This is a genomic window from Streptomyces anandii JCM 4720 (assembly GCF_014650655.1).
GTDB lineage: Bacteria > Actinomycetota > Actinomycetes > Streptomycetales > Streptomycetaceae > Streptomyces > Streptomyces anandii.
Window position 1 is genome coordinate 28,909 of the sequence record NZ_BMVJ01000023.1, and the last position, 16,297, is coordinate 45,205.

Sequence of the window (16,297 nt, forward strand, 5' to 3'; positions counted from 1 at the left end):
CTGCAGCGGAGTACGGCCGAACTGGTTCGTCAGCACCTGTCCGAAGGCGAAGCTGTACCCGATGAACGACCCGAAGGTCCCGACGTAGAGGAAGGACATGATCCACGTGTGACGGTCACGGGCGGCGTCCAGGGCGGCCCCGGTGTCGTTCTTCACGCCGGCCAGGTTGTCCATGAACAGTGCGGCGAGCACGGCGGCGACGACGATCAGCGGGATGTAGATCCCGAGCAGCACGCGCGGCCCGCCGCCCGCCCCGATGACGGCGAGCGCGGCCAGCTGGATGACGGGCACGCCGATGTTCCCGCCCCCGGCGTTCAGCCCGAGCGCCCACCCCTTCTCGCGCATCGGGAAGAAGGCGTTGATGTTGGTCATGGAGGAGGCGAAGTTGCCGCCCCCGATACCGGCGAGCAGCCCGATCCACAGGAAGGTGGAGAAGGATGTGCCCGGGTGCATCACGGCGAAGGCGGCGACCGTCGGGACCAGCAGCAGACTCGCGGCGATGATCGTCCAGTTCCGCCCCCCGAAGACGGCCACCGCGAAGGTGTACGGCACCCGGACCACGGCCCCCACCAGCGTCACCAAGGAGGTGAGCAGGAACTTGTCGGCCGGCGTCAGCCCGTACTCGGGCCCCATGAACAGCACGAGCACGGACCACATGGTCCACACGGAGAACCCGATGTGCTCGGAGAGCACGGAGAAGAACAGATTGCGGTTGGCGACCCTCCTCCCCGTCTCCGCCCAGAATCCCTCGTCCTCGGGATCCCACTCCTGAATCCAACGACTCCCACGACTGCCTGCCATGACGCCTCCACGGTCCGCTCCAGTGGCCGATTCCCGAAGGTAGGGAGACCGCGTTTCCGCACTGTGGCTGTGGGTGACCGCCAGGGAACGTTGCACTCACTGGGGGCGGGGCGGGGGTGTGAGAGGTGACGGGGCCGGCCCGGCCCCGTACATCTCGGCCATCGTCACCACCAGGACCCGCCCCTCCTTCGCCGCCGCGACGAGATCGGGTGCGGGTTCGCTGCGCGTGTACAGGGCGAGCACACAGCCCTCCGCGTCCCACCCTTGGGCGCAGAGCAGGTCACGGATGTGCTCAAGTCGGAGGAGATCGGCGGTCGTTCGTGACTTGTTGGTCGCCTTGGCCTCACCGAGCAGGGTGATACGGGCCGGCTTGTCACGCGCCCGGGACTCCCGGCTGAGTGCGACGACGTCGACCTCGTGCCCACGGTGCTCGCGGCACGGGACGGTGGTCGTCCCCACCTGCCCGATGTCGTCGAGCCCGCGCTCGCGCCCGTAGCGCAGGGTCCACTGGCGGGCCAGGTCCTCGAAGTGCGGTCCGAGGACCTTGGAGGAGAAGGTCTCCCGCGACCGCTCCCAGGCGGCGCGCCCCTCCCGCATCTCGAAGTCGACGAGGTTCGGCCGCACGATCAGGTCGTGGAAGCGCACGATCGGGTCGGCGACCGTGATCACGGGCTTGCGCTGGAGGAGCAGATCCTGGTCGTAACGGATGAAGGCGGCCGCCTTCATGATGTTGAGGTGGTACGTCAGCGACTTGGCGTCCATCCCGACCAGCCCGCCGATCTGGGTGGGGGTGGCGGCGCCGGAGGCCACGGCCTCCCAGATGGCGTGGTAGGTGGCACGGTCGCTTATGCGCGGATCCTCGGCGAGCAGGTACTCGGGTTCGGTGAAGAGAATGTGCGACGGATTGAAGACACTCCGCTCCAGCCACTCGTAGAACCCGTCCTCACCGGCGGTGGGCTCCGGCGGATCCCCGACGACGTCCCGGTAACCGGGCGCCCCGCCGAGCACGGCGTCGACGAGAAAGGCGGTACCCGGTGCGTCGGCGAGCCCCCAGTACTCCGCCGCGTCACGGAACCCGAACGGCCCGATCCGCATGTCGATCACGGCGCGCCCGCGCAGAGCCTGGTCCCCGGCGAGCAGGGTCGACATGGTCGACATGGCGGAGCCGCAGAGGACGATCCGCAGTGGCGGCTTCCCGGAGGAGGGCCCGCGCTGGTCGTAGAGGGCCTGGAGCACGGAGGGCAGTTCGGGGGAATGGGCGACGAGGTACGGAAACTCGTCGAGCACGAGCAGCGGAGGGGTACCGTCGCCGCGGCGGCTGGTCAGCAGGTCGGCGGCGGTGTCCATCGCCTCCACCCAGGAGGTGAACCGCCCCACGCGGAAGCCGAGCCCCTGCGCCAGGCTGTCGGCGAACCGGTCCAGGGCCATGACCCGGCTCTGCTGGAGGGCGAGCGTGTAGACCCCGCCGACGGTCCGGCACAGATGCTCCAGCAGGAACGACTTCCCGTGCCGCCGCCGGCCCCGCACGACACCGATACGGAGCCCGGGCGCCGGCTCGGTGCAGAACCGCGCCAGTTCGGCCCACTCATGGGTGCGGTCGAAGAGGGCGGTGGGCTTGGTGGGGGCGGGTTTGGTGGGGGCGGGCATCGATTCGGCCTCCGGGTCCGCTCTGTGGCTAGGCTGATTGCATTTAGCCTAATCCCAGTCAGGCTAATCACAATCGGGTAACCGAGCGACTACTGGTTCCTGATCCCGCCCACCTCGAACCAGAGGAGCTTGCCCGCTCCCCGCCCCAGGAGGTCGCCGCCGAGGGGCCAGCCACCCCAGGAGTCGGCGCACCGCTCCACGAGCAACAGCCCGCGCCCGCTCTCGGCACCGGGCGGGGCGGGCGGTACGCGATCGCGGGGAGGCCCGCCGAACGGCGCGGGGATGTGCGGATGACTGTCCCAGACCCCGACCCGCAGCCGCCCGTCACTGAGCGCGGTCAGCCGCAGGGAGGCGGGCCCGGTGGTGTGCCGGTAGGCGTTGGTGACCAGCTCGGAGGTCAGCAACTCCACGTCGTCGAGCACTCCCCCCATGCCATGAGTGAGCAGCGCCGCCCGCACGGTCATACGTGCGACGCGTGCCGCGCGGGGGTCATGCGGCAACCGGAGGGCGTACACCCAGGTGTCGGGCAGGGCTACGGTGACCATGAAGTCCTCCGGATGAGAAGGCGAGGTGAGACGCGCTCAACGACCGCGCCAAGCGGTGGCTTTGCCTGGGGAGGTGCGCTTCCGGCTTATGGGCGTGGGGTGTTGGGCGGTACGGCCTTAGACTAGGGGCGACTTGAGAGATGCATCTCCCAATCGAGGGAGGTACATCTCTATTTAGCTCGTGTGAGGTACACGGGCATCAGAGCGCAGACCGAGGGCAGGTGCCTTGCCATCCACGAACAACCCGACGCTACGGCAGCGGAGGCTCGGCTCCGAGCTGCGGAAACTTCGTGAGCGAGCGGGGTTCACCGTCACTCAGGCTGCCGGGCACCTTGGCGTCAACCAGGGACGCGTCAGCATGATCGAGACCGGGCGTACTCCTCTGAGCGCCGACCGAGTTCGCGCGTTGGCGTCGGCTTACGACTGCTCCGATGAAGGCCTGATCGACGCCCTGGCCGCGATGACCGGGCGCCGGGGGCGCGGCTGGTGGGAGGAGTACCGCGAGTATCTGCCTGCCGCTCTGGTCGACTTGGCCGAGTTGGAGCACCACGCCACGGGGTTGCGAGTGGCGCTCGTGATTCACATCCCAGCGCTCTTGCAGACCACTGATCACGCCCGAGCGCTGTTCCGCGCCGTGGTGCCGGCCATGCGGCAGTACGAGATCGAGCACAGGCTCACCCACCGGATGAAGCGGCAGGCGATCCTCTACCGGGACAACCCGCTCCCGTACTCGGCGATCATCCATGAGTCGGCTCTGCGCATGGGCTTCGGTGGCCCCTCCGTCGCACGCGGCCAACTGGAGCACCTGATCGAGATGAGCGAGCTACCGCACGTCACCATCCGGGTCATCCCGTTCGGTACGGACTACTTCCCGAGTACCGGCCAGTCCTTCGACTACGTCGAGGGTTCCGTACCGCAGCTCGACACCGTACAACTGGACACGCACCACGGCGGCTGCGGTTTCCTGGACGCGGACGCGCAGCTGAGCAAGTACCGAACGGTGTTGAACCACATGGAGTCCTGCGCGCTCGATCCCGCCGAGTCACGTGACTTCATCCACCGCCTCACGCACGAAATCTGAGAGGACCAGCCGTGCAACCCCTCCACTGGCGAAAGTCGAGCTATAGCGGCGACAGCTCGAACTGCGTAGAGATAGCCGCCGCCCACAAGGCCATCCACATCCGAGACTCGAAGAACCCGACCGACCCCCACCTGACCTTCCCGCCCGCCGCCTGGGCAGACTTCATCTCCCAGTTGGTGAAATCGGCACGCTGAACCTCGGCGAGCGTTCTCGACCCCGTGTGGCCCGAGACCTCATCCATTCCCATTGCGCGCGACCTCTGAGGAGGCCAGCCATTATGCTCGACCTGCCCTGGCGCAAGTCCACCTACAGCGGCGACTCCTCGAACTGCATCGAGACAGCCGCTGTCCCGTTAGTGAGTTCCGCTGGCAGCGCCGACTTCAGAGAAAGAGCAGCGGGACGCGCCTGTTGATGCAGACCCGCAGGAAGCCGGCCAACCGCCGGGCGTCCTCGGTGTCCTGGTGGCGGAGTGGGTCGTCGTCGCTTTCTTGTGCCCACCCATCGGCGATCGCCTGCAGTCGGGGCAGGACCACCGCGCAGTCGGCAGGCGTGAGGTCGTCACCACCATCATCAGGATGGTTGAGCAGTGGCTCCAGCACGGTGGAGACCTCGCTCCATGGCCGATCGCCGCCGAAGCCCCACATCTCGGAGAGCGCGAATCCTGCGGACTGAGCCAGGCGCCGTCGAAACGCGGCAAAACCGCTGTAAGACCAGGAGACGTCGGGACTACTGTTGTCCCCATCTCCCGGGAAGAGAACCAGTCCCGCGCACCCTCCCTGCCTTGCAGCTGAACCCACAGGATCGATGGGGTCGGCCCGCCGTGGCAACTGAGATGATCTCCGGGTGGCCGGGATCACGATGCGGAGCGCACGGCTGCGAGGCGTGGAACCAGGGCACTGGCCCGGTCATTCCAGTGAACAACTGGAAGACCCTCGAGGGAACAGCCCTTAGGAACTCCTGAGAACCAAGACCTCATCACTGTCTGCGTCGACGCTCCAGAGGATGACACGGCCATTCTGTTCGCCAGCCCACAATGTAGCCGAGCAGCCGTCTGAGAATCGAATAATACCTCACTCGCCTGGCGATCGTGACCGCTCACTGAAACAATCTCATTCCCCCCGAATGCGGCAGACGCTCCTCGAAGTCACAAGCAGCGACGGCTCGGAGCCTGGCTTTCCACAGCGCCTCCAGGCACTCACCGATCGCGCACACGAACGCCTCGGCCGTGGATCCCGGCACTGGCTCGAACTCCAAAACGGACGACCAGGAAACAAAATCTGACCTGTCCACACAGCCGGCCTCATAGTCATTGTGGGCGACGTACACCTTGAACGCGTCCGTGGTGGCTGTGCCACCCGTCGATGCGCATCCGTGGAAGGTCTGCACGATGGAGCGCAGGATGAGTTCTCGATTCTGCGAATCAACGTAAATGGAGCAGTCTTGAGTCGCCGTGATCTTATCCCTCTCGATCCCCCAACCTGGATTGATCCGGACTTCGTCACCGGAGGACCTAACATTCTGAAAGTTGGATACCTACAGCCGTGCAAGAAAATGGCCGAGCCCCTGTTGACGGTGTCGTGCGCATCGGTGCTCGCGAGAGGGGCAGCTCATGCCAGCCATCCAGTCTCCACATGAGTTCAGTAGCAGCTTTGCCACCCCGAGAACCGCACCACTGACCTCACGTAGCGGCTGGCACCCACCACTTCAGGACTCGGGCCGGAATCACACTCATCATCCGTCAAGAAAAATGGAACGGTCCGCCGATCCCATCGGCGGACCGTCATGAGAGATTGGGGCTAGAACACTCGGGATTCCAATTTGCGAATCGAAGGAATACGGTCGAACTTTCCTTCCACTTCCAAGGGAACCTCATTTACATAGATGAGGACAGAGTATTCTGAAAAGTCAGGCTTAGCGAGAAGCCCGTCCTCATCTTGCCAGTGAGACTCGATGGATACATCCCACCCACCGTTGTCTCTATACCGAAAGTACTGCCCTCCCTTATAAGAGCTCTCTCGCAGCTCAAAAGTTACTTGAAGGGCGTTACTGATGGCGACCACGGCTTCTTCTACCGCAGTAGACTTCATTCCGTACACGAGATACTTCATTATCCTGCTCCCGGACTAGCACTACGGCTTCATGATGATACTGGGAGATCGAGTGACCGCATCTTCAATCCTCCCATAGATCATGAAGTGCACCTGACGACCACCAGCCTGTCTACTCAGGGACTTGCTCAGCTCACGAAGACCCAACGCCGAAAGATCAGCAGGTTCGAGAGGTGCCGTACGTGTCCCACCGGAACGAAGCTCGACGCCAGCCTTTTTAGCACGACCGAGCAAATCACTACTGGCCAAGGCGATGTCGAAATCGCTATGCGGACCGAACGGCTGCCCAGATTTGAAACTGCGTCCAGTCACCGAACTTCCATGCATGACAGGAGTCACGTCCTCGTACCCGGCCTGCTCCAACCCTCGAGCGAGTTGCGACCTGAAGGCCTCATATTCTGCCGCGTTGGGGAATCCCATTGGCATTTTGCGGGGCCCTGGCACGGGACGACCACCAAGGGGGCCTTCGGGAGCTAGCGGAACTACCCCAATCAGCCCGTTCTCGCATGGATATCCGGGATTGCATACAGGGCCTTCAATGAGCTGTCTAAGCAACTCCCGGAAGCTGAACTCCGGTTGCGGCCCATACCACCCAGTATCGGGAAAGTGTGGGGTCCCAGTATTTTCTTTTTCATCCACAGGTCCCGCTTGCGGCTTGCAGACTTCTGCCGGGCCGAGGCCGCTGCAGGCGTAGTAAGGGCCGCCGCTGGTAGCAGTGTTCCCAGAACTATCAGTGCTGGCGGTTCCGCCGTTGTAGCTCTCATGGTTCTCTGCGGCGGTCTCGTTCGCTGACTTCCTCGGCGTGCCGGGGACGTGTCCCGGTGTGGTGTTCTCGTAGTCGGGTCCCGGACGGGTCGGGCAGTCCATGGACGCGCACAGGCCCGTCGGGTCGGAACTGGTGACCGGTGTGTTGTCCGCGTAGGAGTACCCGTTGAGCGACTGCGGGGCGTCGGCGGCGAGCACCGGATCGACGCTCAGGAACTGGCCCGTTGCCGGGTCGTACTCGCGTGCTCCGATATGCGTAAGGCCCGTGTTTCCGTCGGCTGGCTTGCCCAGGAAGACCTTGTCGTCCGGCCAGGCAGCCGGCTTGGTGCCGCGTGGAGCGCCGAAAGGCGTGCTGTACCGCTTGGTGAGGGCGTACGTGCCCGATTCGAGGCTGACGTTGGAGGTGCCGTGCTGGTCGGCGGCCAGGAAGTTGAGCTTGCTGCCCGAGGTACCCACAACCGCGGTGCGGACGGCGATGGTCTGGCCGTTCGCCGAGTAGTAACGAGTGCCCGACAGCGTCTTCGTCGTTCCCTTGATCGTCAGCCGGACCTCGGTGCCCCCGCCCAGGTAGAGAACGGTGTCGCCGTCTCCCCTGGCTCGGCGGATCAGCAACTCTCCGTTGGCGTCGTAGAGGTAACTAGTCTCCTTCGTGCTCTCGGTGAGCTTGGCCAGGTCGCCCTCCGCGTTCCACGCCAGGGCCTGCTGAGCACTGGAACCCGGCCTGGACGTGGTGTTTCCGCTGTTGTCGTAGGCATACGTGCCGACGCGAGCGCCGGTCGTCTTGTCCAGGGTGTGGGGCTTGGTGTCAGAGGGGTCGTCGTACGTGTACGTCGTCGTCTTGTCGCCCGACGTCGTGTGCTGCGTCTCCGTCTTGCGCTGGCCGCCGTCGGTGTAGGTGTACGACGTCCAGTACGGGGCCGCCCCGTCGATGTTCGACATCGCCCGGCCGACTGCCGCGCAGTCCGCGGTCTTCGGTGTCCAGGCCTCGGTCAGCCGGCTGTAGCCGTCATAGGCGAAGCACTGGGAGTCGGTCTTGGCCGTACCGCCCTGAGTCGTCGTGTCGAAGATGGACGTGACGTTGCCGGCGTCGTCCTGGGTGAAGTTCAGGTCCTGGAGCGGGTAGCTGTGGACGTCGTCGGTGGTCTGGGCGCGGGTGAGGCGACGGGTGCCTTCCTCGTAGGACCAGGTGAGGTACGCCTTCTTCGCGGAGCTGGATCCGTCTGTGCCCAGGGTGAGCTGGCGCAGGTCGCCCTGCGGTGAGAACGCGGCGCCCTGTAGGTAGCCCGTGGTGCCCTTGGAGGTGAGTTGGCCTCCGACGGCGTTGTAGGTGTAGGAGACGGTTTCCGCCGCCAGGCCCGCTACCGCCGGAGCGCCCGCCTGGCTGACGGAGCCGTCCAGGTTGTAGCCGGTGGTGAAGGAGAGCGTCTTGGGCACGCCCGCCGTCACCAGCGGTTCGGTGTCCGGCAGCGCGAGCTGACTGCCGGTGACGCGGTACACGCTGTCGTAGGCCGTGACCTTCTGGGCGTACGCCTTGCCGGTGGCGCCTCCCTCGTAGCGGACAGCGGTGTCCAACTGCCCCTTGGCGAGAGTGTCGAAGGTCCAGGCGGCGAGCTTGTTGGCATCCGTCTTGTCGGTCTGCCACATGCCGGTCTTGCGGCCCAGGTCGTCGTACTCGTACAGCAGCGTGTTGTTGCTGCTGTTGGCGTTGGTCGTCTTGGTGACCTGGTCGAGGGCGTTGTACTGGGTGGTCGTGCGGCCCTTGTCGGGATCGACCGCCGCGGTCTGGCGTCCGAACAGGTCGTACTCGTAGCTCCACTTGGCTTGATCCGGCCCCGTGATGGTGCTTTGCTGCCCAGCGGCCGTGTACGTGTACCGAGTTGTGGTGAACTGCGTGCCCATGGGCTTGGGACCTGCGTACTCACGGCGCTCAGTGGTCTGGCCGAGAGCGTTGGTCACCGCCGCGGTCGCCTGGCCGCCGGTTGGAGCGCTGGTGGTGACGGTGTCACCGGTGTACGTGGTGTCGATGGTCCATCTGGGTGTGCCGTGGATCTTGGTGACGGCCCGGACCGCTCTGCCTGCGCCGTCGTAGGTGGTGTCGGTCTGGGTCGGCGCCTGCCCTTCCGACGTGCCCGCAGGGGTGGATACCGGACCGGAGGTGCTGTCCCAGATGTCCGACTGCTGGCTGAACGCGAGCCCTCGCGTGTCGTACAGGGCCAGAGAAATCAGCCGACCGCCCTGCGGGCTCGGGGACTGAGTCTGCCTGGTGCGCAGCAGGGAGTCGTAGAAGGTGTAGCTGGTGTTGTAGCCCGATCCGTCGCCGTTGAGGGTGCCGGTGGAAACCCAGGACATGGCCCCGCTGGTGACCTTGTAGTCGTAGACGTAGTTCGGCGTCTTGCCCAGGACTTTCAGACGATTGGGCAGCCAGACCTTGGTGACGCGGCCCAGGCTGTCGTACTCGGACTCGGTCACCTTGTTGTTCGGATCGGTGATCTTCAGCGCCGCGCCCGTGGCGAAGTCGAGGTTGCTGGTTGTCGCGAATCCCTTGGCATCGGTTGTGACGGTGGAGGTCAGTGGACCGGTGGTCTTGGGCGTGTAGGTGATGGAAGAGACGCTCAAATCATTGGTGTTCTTGGTGACCGTGGGCCGACCGAGAGCGTCGTAGTCGGTGGTGGACACCTTCTGCCAACTGGGGGTGCCGTCGGCGGCATAGCTCTTGGCTCTGCCTGTCCACTGCACTTCGCCCTTGGTCGGCGTCTGGGTGCTGGTGTAGGTCTTGGAGTCGTAGGCGGTGGCGGTGTCGGAGACGACGTCGCCAGGCCGGGTCGAGTCGGTGGGCAGATCCAGGTCGGCGTTGAGCGTCGAACAGGGCTTGGCGACGACTCGTACTCGGGAGACCAGGGAATTGATGCCCAGGGAGTCGTTGCGCGCGTAGGAGTTGCGCGTGCACTTCTCATCGCCGCTGACGGCGTCGTCGCCCCGGTCCTCCACCTTGGAGGCCATTCCGTAGTCGTCATAGGTGGTCGATACGGTGCGCACCCGGTCCGTCGGAGCGACCCCGCTGGTGATGCGGGTCCGGGTGTGGGTGGCCCCGGTGCGGACGTAGTAGGCCTCGGTGTCGGCGTACGACTTGTGCTGGGTAGCGGTCCTCTGCGACCAGGGATCATTGATCGTGCCGGCGACTTCGTCGTCGCCGTCGTAGGTGACGCTCTCACGGGTGAACCCGGCGTACTGCTCGGAATCGGAGATCTTCCCCGCTTTGATCCCGGAGACTTCCACGGTTTTGCGGGCATCCGGGTCCGGCGTCCTGCCGTCCGAGCCGAGGACCCGGTCGCCGTTCATGCCGCGTAGGTAAACGGTGACGGTCTTGCTCTGGGTGCTGGTCGGCGCACCGATCAGGTGTGTGACTTGGCCGAAGCCACGCCAGACGGACCAGGTGCGTTCCTTGGCCGGGGTGAGCGGATCCTCGTTGTAGTGCCAGGCCCCGCCACCGGAGTACTGGTAGACGTGCTGGACGGCTTCGGAGCCACCCTGCGGATCCGTGGTGGACACCGAGCTGACCGGGTACTTCTGGAACCAGTCGAGGATCGGGTCCTTTTCGCCGTTGGGTGACCAGTACACCGGGTAGCAGCGTCTGGTGTTCTGGTCCAGCTTCGGCTTGCTGCCGCCGGCGGTGCAGTCGGCGTCCATGTAGTTGACGATTGTCTGGGCGCCGGTCTCGGAGGTGACGGTTCTCAGTCGCGGCTTGTTCAGGGGCAGGATGTCGTCGGCTGCGCCGTCGACGCGGTTGGGCCGCATCTCGTGCGTGAAGGTGACCGGGTCCAGGGACAGATCGGTACCGCGTTTGCCGGTGTGTTTGATCTGGTCCAGCCACAGCGACTGGTCGCTCGAATCACCTGTGTCGCCAGGGTCCAAGTAGAGCTGCTTGAGCGTCCAGAGATCCACCGCCTCGAAGGCCGGGGTGGCTGCTGCGGCGTTCCATGCGTAGGTAGTGATGCCGGTAAGGCGCTTACGGGTGAAGAACGTCGGGCCGACGTTGCCGGTGCACTTGTCGCCGTCCTTGCAGACGGCGTCGAAAGGCACATCGGGCCAGTTGTCCCGGGTGTCCTTGGTCAGCGAATCGCAGCCCGTTCCGGATGCCAGGCAGCGCTCGTCGTAGCTGAGGACCACCTTGTCCGAGGCAGCCGGGGCCCCGGAGAACAGGGCGTCGGCGCGCTGGCCGTAGCGGATCTCCTTCAGGTAGCCGCCGCGGGTGTAGTCGGTGCCCGTGGTGTCGTCGCCGAGCTTGTCGTAGTTGTTGTGCTCGGCGGTGTACCAGTACGACATGGCGTTGCCGTGGGTGTCCTCGACGTAGTCGAGATTCCAGCGCCAGGCCTGCTTCTTGTCGCGGCCGGAGAAGGACGTGCCGTCGGCGTAGCCGGGCTCCCCCTCGTCGTCGCCGAAGACCGGCACCGTCCACACCGACTGGGTACGGTCGTCCGCGCCGGCACCGTCGAGCTTGTTCAGGCCGAAGACGTACTTGGTGCCGTCGCCCGTGAGCACCGTCCAGTACTCACCGTTGTCGTCACCGTTGTCGGCGCCCGTGGCGTGGGTGACCGTGGAAGCGTCGTCGTCCTTCAGGCGCCACTTACCGGTGGTGTCGTCCTTGACCAGTTCGGTGGCCTTGCCGTTCAGGACGAGAGAGGCGTTGTCGTACTTCCAGCACAGGTCATACTTGCCGTCCTGGCCGTCGTCATCGCAGGACCCGTACTTGCGCTCAATGAAGGACGAGGTGAGGTCAAAGCCCTCACCGATCTGGCTGCCCTGGTTGTTGGTGCTGGCCGTGCGTCCGTCGACGGCGCCGGAGTCGTAGGAGATGGCCAGGTCCGGCTGGGGGCCCGCAGCGGCCGGAGGCACCCGCAGGGGGTAGGACCAGGTGAAGGAACCCGAGGAGCCGCCGGCCTCCCAGGTCGAGGAGGACGACAGGGGGGTGGCTTTGTAGTCGCCGACTCCGGACTTGGTACCGGCGGCCACGGCCAGCATCATCGGCCGACCACTCGCGGCGAGGGTCAGGGGTGCGGTCAGGCTGTCATGAGCGCGGTCGTTGGTGGTCTCGAGCTCGGTTCGCTCGCGGCAGGATGCCCATGTGGCATGCTCGAGCGCGCAGTCCGGCAGGCGGTAGAGGCGCAGCCTGCCGGCCCAGTCGCCGCCGTAGGCGGAAGCGAAGGCGGAGTAATCGACACTCAGGTCTGTCCTGCCCCCGCCCTTCGAGCCGGTGACCGCGAGGAGCACACCCTTGACGCCCAATCCGCTCGCTGTCTTCTGATCCAACACCTGCACGGTGACGGGCCCGGCGGCCTTGCCTTTGCCGGGTGCCTTGAGGGCAACGGGCAGTGAGCCGGGGGTCGCCTCGGCTGTTCCGTCGGGCCGGACGCTCAAAGTGGCCCTGCCCGTGGTCGGCCAGGTGGTCCTCCGTTGCTGGTCGTGGCGAGCCCGTGCGGCGGCCGCGCTGTCTGCTTCAGCGGACCTCTTCGCTGTCGCGGCGTCTTTTTTGTTCACCGCGGCTGTGAATGGAGTGACCTTGGCGGCGCGCGGCGCCTTCAGTCCCGGCTTGCCCAGCGGGTCGGGGGTGGAGGCGAAGGCGACGGGGGTGAGCAGACCTGGCAGAAGAGCCAAGCCAGTGATGCCGGCAACACGGCGGAGCCAGGTTTCGCTTCTGCCCGAGCGGCCCGCTGAGGGCCGGAGTGTGCCCGAAGGGATCATGATGGGTGCTTCCTACGCGGAGCCAGGCCTTATGACGCCCGGCGCGTGCCGTTGACAGGGGGAAGAAGAAGGGCGAGGCGCGTTGTGGCGCCATCGCCTCGGGCGGCCCGCCTGGGAAGGCGGGCCGCCCGCCTGGTGCCAATCAGGCGCTGTCCAACATGTCCAGAACCTGGGATCGGACCTGGTCAGCGCTCATCGCGCCCGTCCAGACCCGCAGGGTGTCCAGTGAGCCGGGCAAGTAGTAGCCGGTGGATCCACCTGCCGTGCCGCGGCCTGCCGAAAGCGCGCCAGTGCCCTGCTGGATTGCCGAGAATCCGGAGGCGTCCTCACCCGGCTGTTCAGTCCCTCCGACAAAGAGGTGCAGGCGCCCCATGCGTGCCGCCGTCTTGGAGGGATCGGACGGATCGGTCCACTGCCACGTCTCCTGGGCGTCGAAGACGCCGGTGACGTCCACGCCCGTATCCAACTCGGCCAGGTCAGCGGCAGCCACCTGTGCGCTCTGAGTGACCTTGCCGCCTGGCCCGACGGCGGTGCGGGTGAACATCCACTGGTAGGTGTCGGCCGCGGGCTTGACCGCCCAAAGAGCCCAGGAGGATTCGCCGCCGACCGCTTGGCCGGCGACCTGAGCCTTGTAACCCACGGGCTTGGAAGCCAGTTTCTGAGAGTCCAGTCTTACGTGGGCGGAGACAGTGAACGAGCCGGACTCGTCGATCACGGGACCGTCCGCCGAGGCATAACCCGATGTTCCGTCCAGCACGAGGCTGTTGTTCTCCTCGTCCAGCACCGCACCGGTCGACGAAACTGTCAATGCAGGTGCGGGGTAAGGAGTCAGTTCCTTGACCTGGGTGCCGGCGGAGGCAGTGGCGTCCCAGTCGGCCACCAGTTCGTTGGCCGCGACGCCGTCCTGAGTGAGCTGCGCATCTTGGGCAATCTGCTCGGGGCTCAGGGCGTACTGCCACACGGCGACCTCATCGAGACGGCCTCGGAAGTTCTCCCCCCAGGCGCCACCGACCAGAGAACGGCCGAACTGCAGGCCCGCCGAGGATGTCCACGGCTGGTATCCAGTGGACAGCGTGTTCAGCACGACAGGTGTTCCCTGGGGACGTCCGTTGACGAACAACTGGATGGTGTCATTCGTCTTGTCCTTGTCGCCCTTTGTGTCGAAGACGGCCGCCAGGTGCGTCCAGACGTTCAGCGGTGGAGAATCCGCATCGGCGAGCGAGCGCAAGTAGACCGGATCGGTTTTGGTGTCCGCAGCGGTGCGGTTGAACACCCATTTCTTGTACGTGGAGGAGTAGTACAGCGTGAACGCCGAGGCGTTCGTGCCGGGCGCCGAGAGCACGACGCGGTTCTGGGAGGCGTCCGTGAGGTAGGCCCAGGCGGAGACCGTGAAGGAGTCCCCAGTGTTGACCGCGGGTGCCGCGGTTGCCGCATACCCGTCGCGCGCGTTGTCCGTGCTGCTGTCGTTGAGGTACAGCGAGTAGTCGGCGTCACCGCGTCGGCCCAGCGTGGACCAGCCGGCGTGTGTTGTGTAGAGATTGGCGTCGTGCCGTGCGCCCTCCGACGCGGTGTCCTTGGCCACCGTCACGCCGGAGTTGGGGGCTGCGTCATCGAAGTGCCAGCGCCCCACTGCTCCTTGGGCTGTGGCCACCTTGAAGTAGAACTCCTGGGGGGCGCCCCACCGGTTATAGACGTCCTTGGCCCGCACCGACAGGACCTGCGTGCCGGACAGCGGTGGTGTCACGTCCTTGACTTCGGCCTTGAGTCCACCGGAGACCTGGTGCGCAGGCGTGGACAGCAACTGCCACTCGTACATCGTGACGGTGGTGTGCCCGCTGCCGTCGATGTCGGCAAGGTTCGGCTGGAAGGTGAAGGAGCCGGGTACACCCGGGCCGCCCTTGCCCTCGCAGACTGTGCCGCACTCGGTGTACGGAGAGCCAGCGGTGATCCGCGGAGCCTTCGGCGCCGATGAATCAATCTTGAAGTAGCACCACGACGAGTAGGAGGACCACAGATCACCACTCTTGCCGCTGTAGGTCCAGTGCGACTGAGTCCGCGCCTTGTAGCGGTACAGGCCACCGTCTGCGCGTGGAGTGGTGCGCATCTTCTCCAGGGTTTCGTCCGGATCCCAGCCGGGGTTGGGTTTGTAGCCGGTCCATACCTGGTGCCAGGCCGCGTCGTCGCCGCGCTCCACCACATATTCGGCCTGCAAATCCCCCTCCGCGTCACCCTTGTGCGCTTCCACCAGCGTCTGCACACGGGCCTGCACCATGGGGTCCACGCGGGTCACGACGAGGGGGTCACTGGATGATTTGTGGCAGTAGGCCGTGGTTCCGTTGTCCGGGATCACTCCGATGTTCGTCGGCACACCCGGCTTGTAGGCGAACGTGACCTGCAGTTCGGCGCTGTCGTCAAAGCGCTTCCAGGCTCGCGGGTCACTTTCGTCCTTGGCACGCAGCATCAAGGTGAGACGGCTGATTTTTCCATCCGCGAACGAGCGCACAGTGCTCGTGAGGTTCTCGTCCGATTCATCGGGATTGTCATTGAACTCGATCCACGCGTCCGGTTGGTCCGGACTACACAAAGATCCGCGGCCGGCCGCGACGTAGCGGTCGCCCATCTGGTCCAGTTGCCTGGGTCCCGGCCATCTGGTGCCTTCGGAGATGTTGTCGGTGCGTTCCAGGTCCACCCAGTGCGGGTCACAGTTGAACGACCAGGTCTCCTTCGCACGGAAGGTGGCGTCCAGCACGTGCTTGCCCGCCAGTTTGGTGGGAGCGAACTCGAAGTACATACGGTCCACATAGCCGCCACCGCAGTAGTAGCCGTCTGCGGTACCGCACTTGCCGACGCCTTTGTCGCCGTCGAACATCCAGAACTTGTCGCCGTCGGAGGAGATTTTGGTGCGTTCGGAGACTCCCAGCCCGACGGAGGGGTCGATGAAGACCGGATAGACCGTTTCTTTGCCGCGGAGCAGCCCCAGATCCGGGTGCACAGCCACGCTGCCGTCGTCCACCTTCACCGGAAGTACAGCGGTGGCGTCACCCTCGGCCGGCTGCGACGGGTCCTCCTGCGGTTCACCGGTCTCCGGTGCCGTGGCGGTAGTTCTCACCGTCTGGGCCTCGGGGCCTGACGCCTTGTCACCGGCCGAGTCCCACATCTGTCCCGCGGGCCCGTGGAAGACCGCATTGCCATCGCCGTCGACGGCCCGCAGCCCGCCGCCGGCACCCGCGACCAAGGACAGTCCGTCTCCGGAGGCGGTGAGCTTGACCTGTTCCAGTGCGGGGTTCTGAGCCGCCTCGGACGTCTTGACGACGAGGATCTCTCGGTAGCCCTCGGCCGTGGCCGTCAGCTGGAGATCAACTCCGTCGAAAACGTTCGGGTAAGTAGCTGTTGAGCCGTCGATCGCCGGCGCGGGCAGGGAACCCGACCAGCCCAGCGTCACCGACCGGCCGCTTTTCGAAAGATGAATCATGTCCGACCCGGCTCCGCCACCGGAGAACGACAGATCGACCACCGCGCCCTTCGGGGCGATCCGCCCGTCCGGTCGGCGCTCCAGCGCTGTATCGACCGAGCCCCAGCTGCCATCGTGCTGCTTGACCCGCTCGGGTGTA

The 16,297-nt window shown here is 65.5% G+C and carries 10 protein-coding genes; 3 read left to right on the forward strand and 7 right to left on the reverse strand.

Features of this window, described 5'->3' with window-relative positions:
- From IE249_RS38920 to IE249_RS29930, 3 genes are all read right to left on the reverse strand, one after another.
- A partial coding sequence (locus IE249_RS38920; protein ID WP_229859547.1) for an MFS transporter occupies positions 1–801 on the reverse strand: 801 nt, incomplete at its 3' end.
- A gap of 96 nt (positions 802–897) precedes the next feature.
- On the reverse strand, positions 898–2,448 hold the full coding sequence (locus IE249_RS29925) for an ATP-binding protein (RefSeq protein ID WP_189709790.1): 1,551 nt from the start codon (positions 2,446–2,448) through the stop codon (positions 898–900).
- 89 nt (positions 2,449–2,537) lie between these two features.
- On the reverse strand, positions 2,538–2,993 hold the full coding sequence (locus tag IE249_RS29930; RefSeq protein ID WP_189709792.1) for an ATP-binding protein: 456 nt from the start codon (positions 2,991–2,993) through the stop codon (positions 2,538–2,540).
- A 226-nt stretch (positions 2,994–3,219) separates the two neighbouring features.
- On the opposite strand from IE249_RS29930, the gene IE249_RS29935 reads away from it, so the two are divergent.
- From IE249_RS29935 to IE249_RS40145, 3 genes are all read left to right on the forward strand, one after another.
- Positions 3,220–4,074, forward strand: a complete 855-nt coding sequence (locus IE249_RS29935) for a helix-turn-helix domain-containing protein (protein ID WP_189709793.1) — start codon at positions 3,220–3,222, stop codon at positions 4,072–4,074.
- Between the two features lie 11 nt (positions 4,075–4,085).
- Positions 4,086–4,268, forward strand: coding sequence for a DUF397 domain-containing protein (locus IE249_RS29940; protein WP_189709795.1), 183 nt, complete (start codon positions 4,086–4,088; stop codon positions 4,266–4,268).
- Positions 4,269–4,351: 83 nt separating this feature from the next.
- On the forward strand, positions 4,352–4,486 hold the full coding sequence (locus IE249_RS40145; RefSeq protein WP_189709798.1) for a DUF397 domain-containing protein: 135 nt from the start codon (positions 4,352–4,354) through the stop codon (positions 4,484–4,486).
- On the opposite strand, the gene IE249_RS39905 is transcribed toward IE249_RS40145, so the two are convergent.
- The 4 genes from IE249_RS39905 to IE249_RS29970 all read right to left on the reverse strand — a co-directional run.
- Positions 4,455–4,673 (reverse strand): hypothetical protein, encoded by a 219-nt coding sequence (locus tag IE249_RS39905; RefSeq protein WP_308434415.1) that lies wholly within the window; start codon positions 4,671–4,673, stop codon positions 4,455–4,457. The two genes, IE249_RS40145 and IE249_RS39905, sit on opposite strands and share 32 nt — an antisense overlap.
- A 496-nt stretch (positions 4,674–5,169) precedes the next feature.
- Positions 5,170–5,460 carry a hypothetical protein gene (locus tag IE249_RS29955; RefSeq protein ID WP_189709800.1) on the reverse strand — a complete coding sequence of 97 codons (291 nt, stop codon included), beginning with the start codon at positions 5,458–5,460 and terminating at the stop codon, positions 5,170–5,172.
- Positions 5,461–6,203: 743 nt separating this feature from the next.
- Positions 6,204–12,686, reverse strand: a complete 6,483-nt coding sequence (locus tag IE249_RS29965; protein ID WP_189709804.1) for an RHS repeat-associated core domain-containing protein — start codon at positions 12,684–12,686, stop codon at positions 6,204–6,206.
- Between the two features lie 142 nt (positions 12,687–12,828).
- The coding region (locus IE249_RS29970) for a LamG-like jellyroll fold domain-containing protein (RefSeq protein ID WP_229859548.1) at positions 12,829–16,297 on the reverse strand (3,469 nt) is incomplete at its 5' end.

Bases quoted from the DNA above. Each gene is read 5' to 3' on its own strand.
- IE249_RS29965 (WP_189709804.1), bottom strand. From the start codon at position 12,686: ATGATCCCTTCGGGCACACTCCGGCCCTCAGCGGGCCGCTCGGGCAGA.
- IE249_RS40145 (WP_189709798.1), top strand. From the start codon at position 4,352: ATGCTCGACCTGCCCTGGCGCAAGTCCACCTACAGCGGCGACTCCTCG.
- IE249_RS29930 (WP_189709792.1), bottom strand. From the start codon at position 2,993: ATGGTCACCGTAGCCCTGCCCGACACCTGGGTGTACGCCCTCCGGTTG.
- IE249_RS29925 (WP_189709790.1), bottom strand. From the start codon at position 2,448: ATGCCCGCCCCCACCAAACCCGCCCCCACCAAGCCCACCGCCCTCTTC.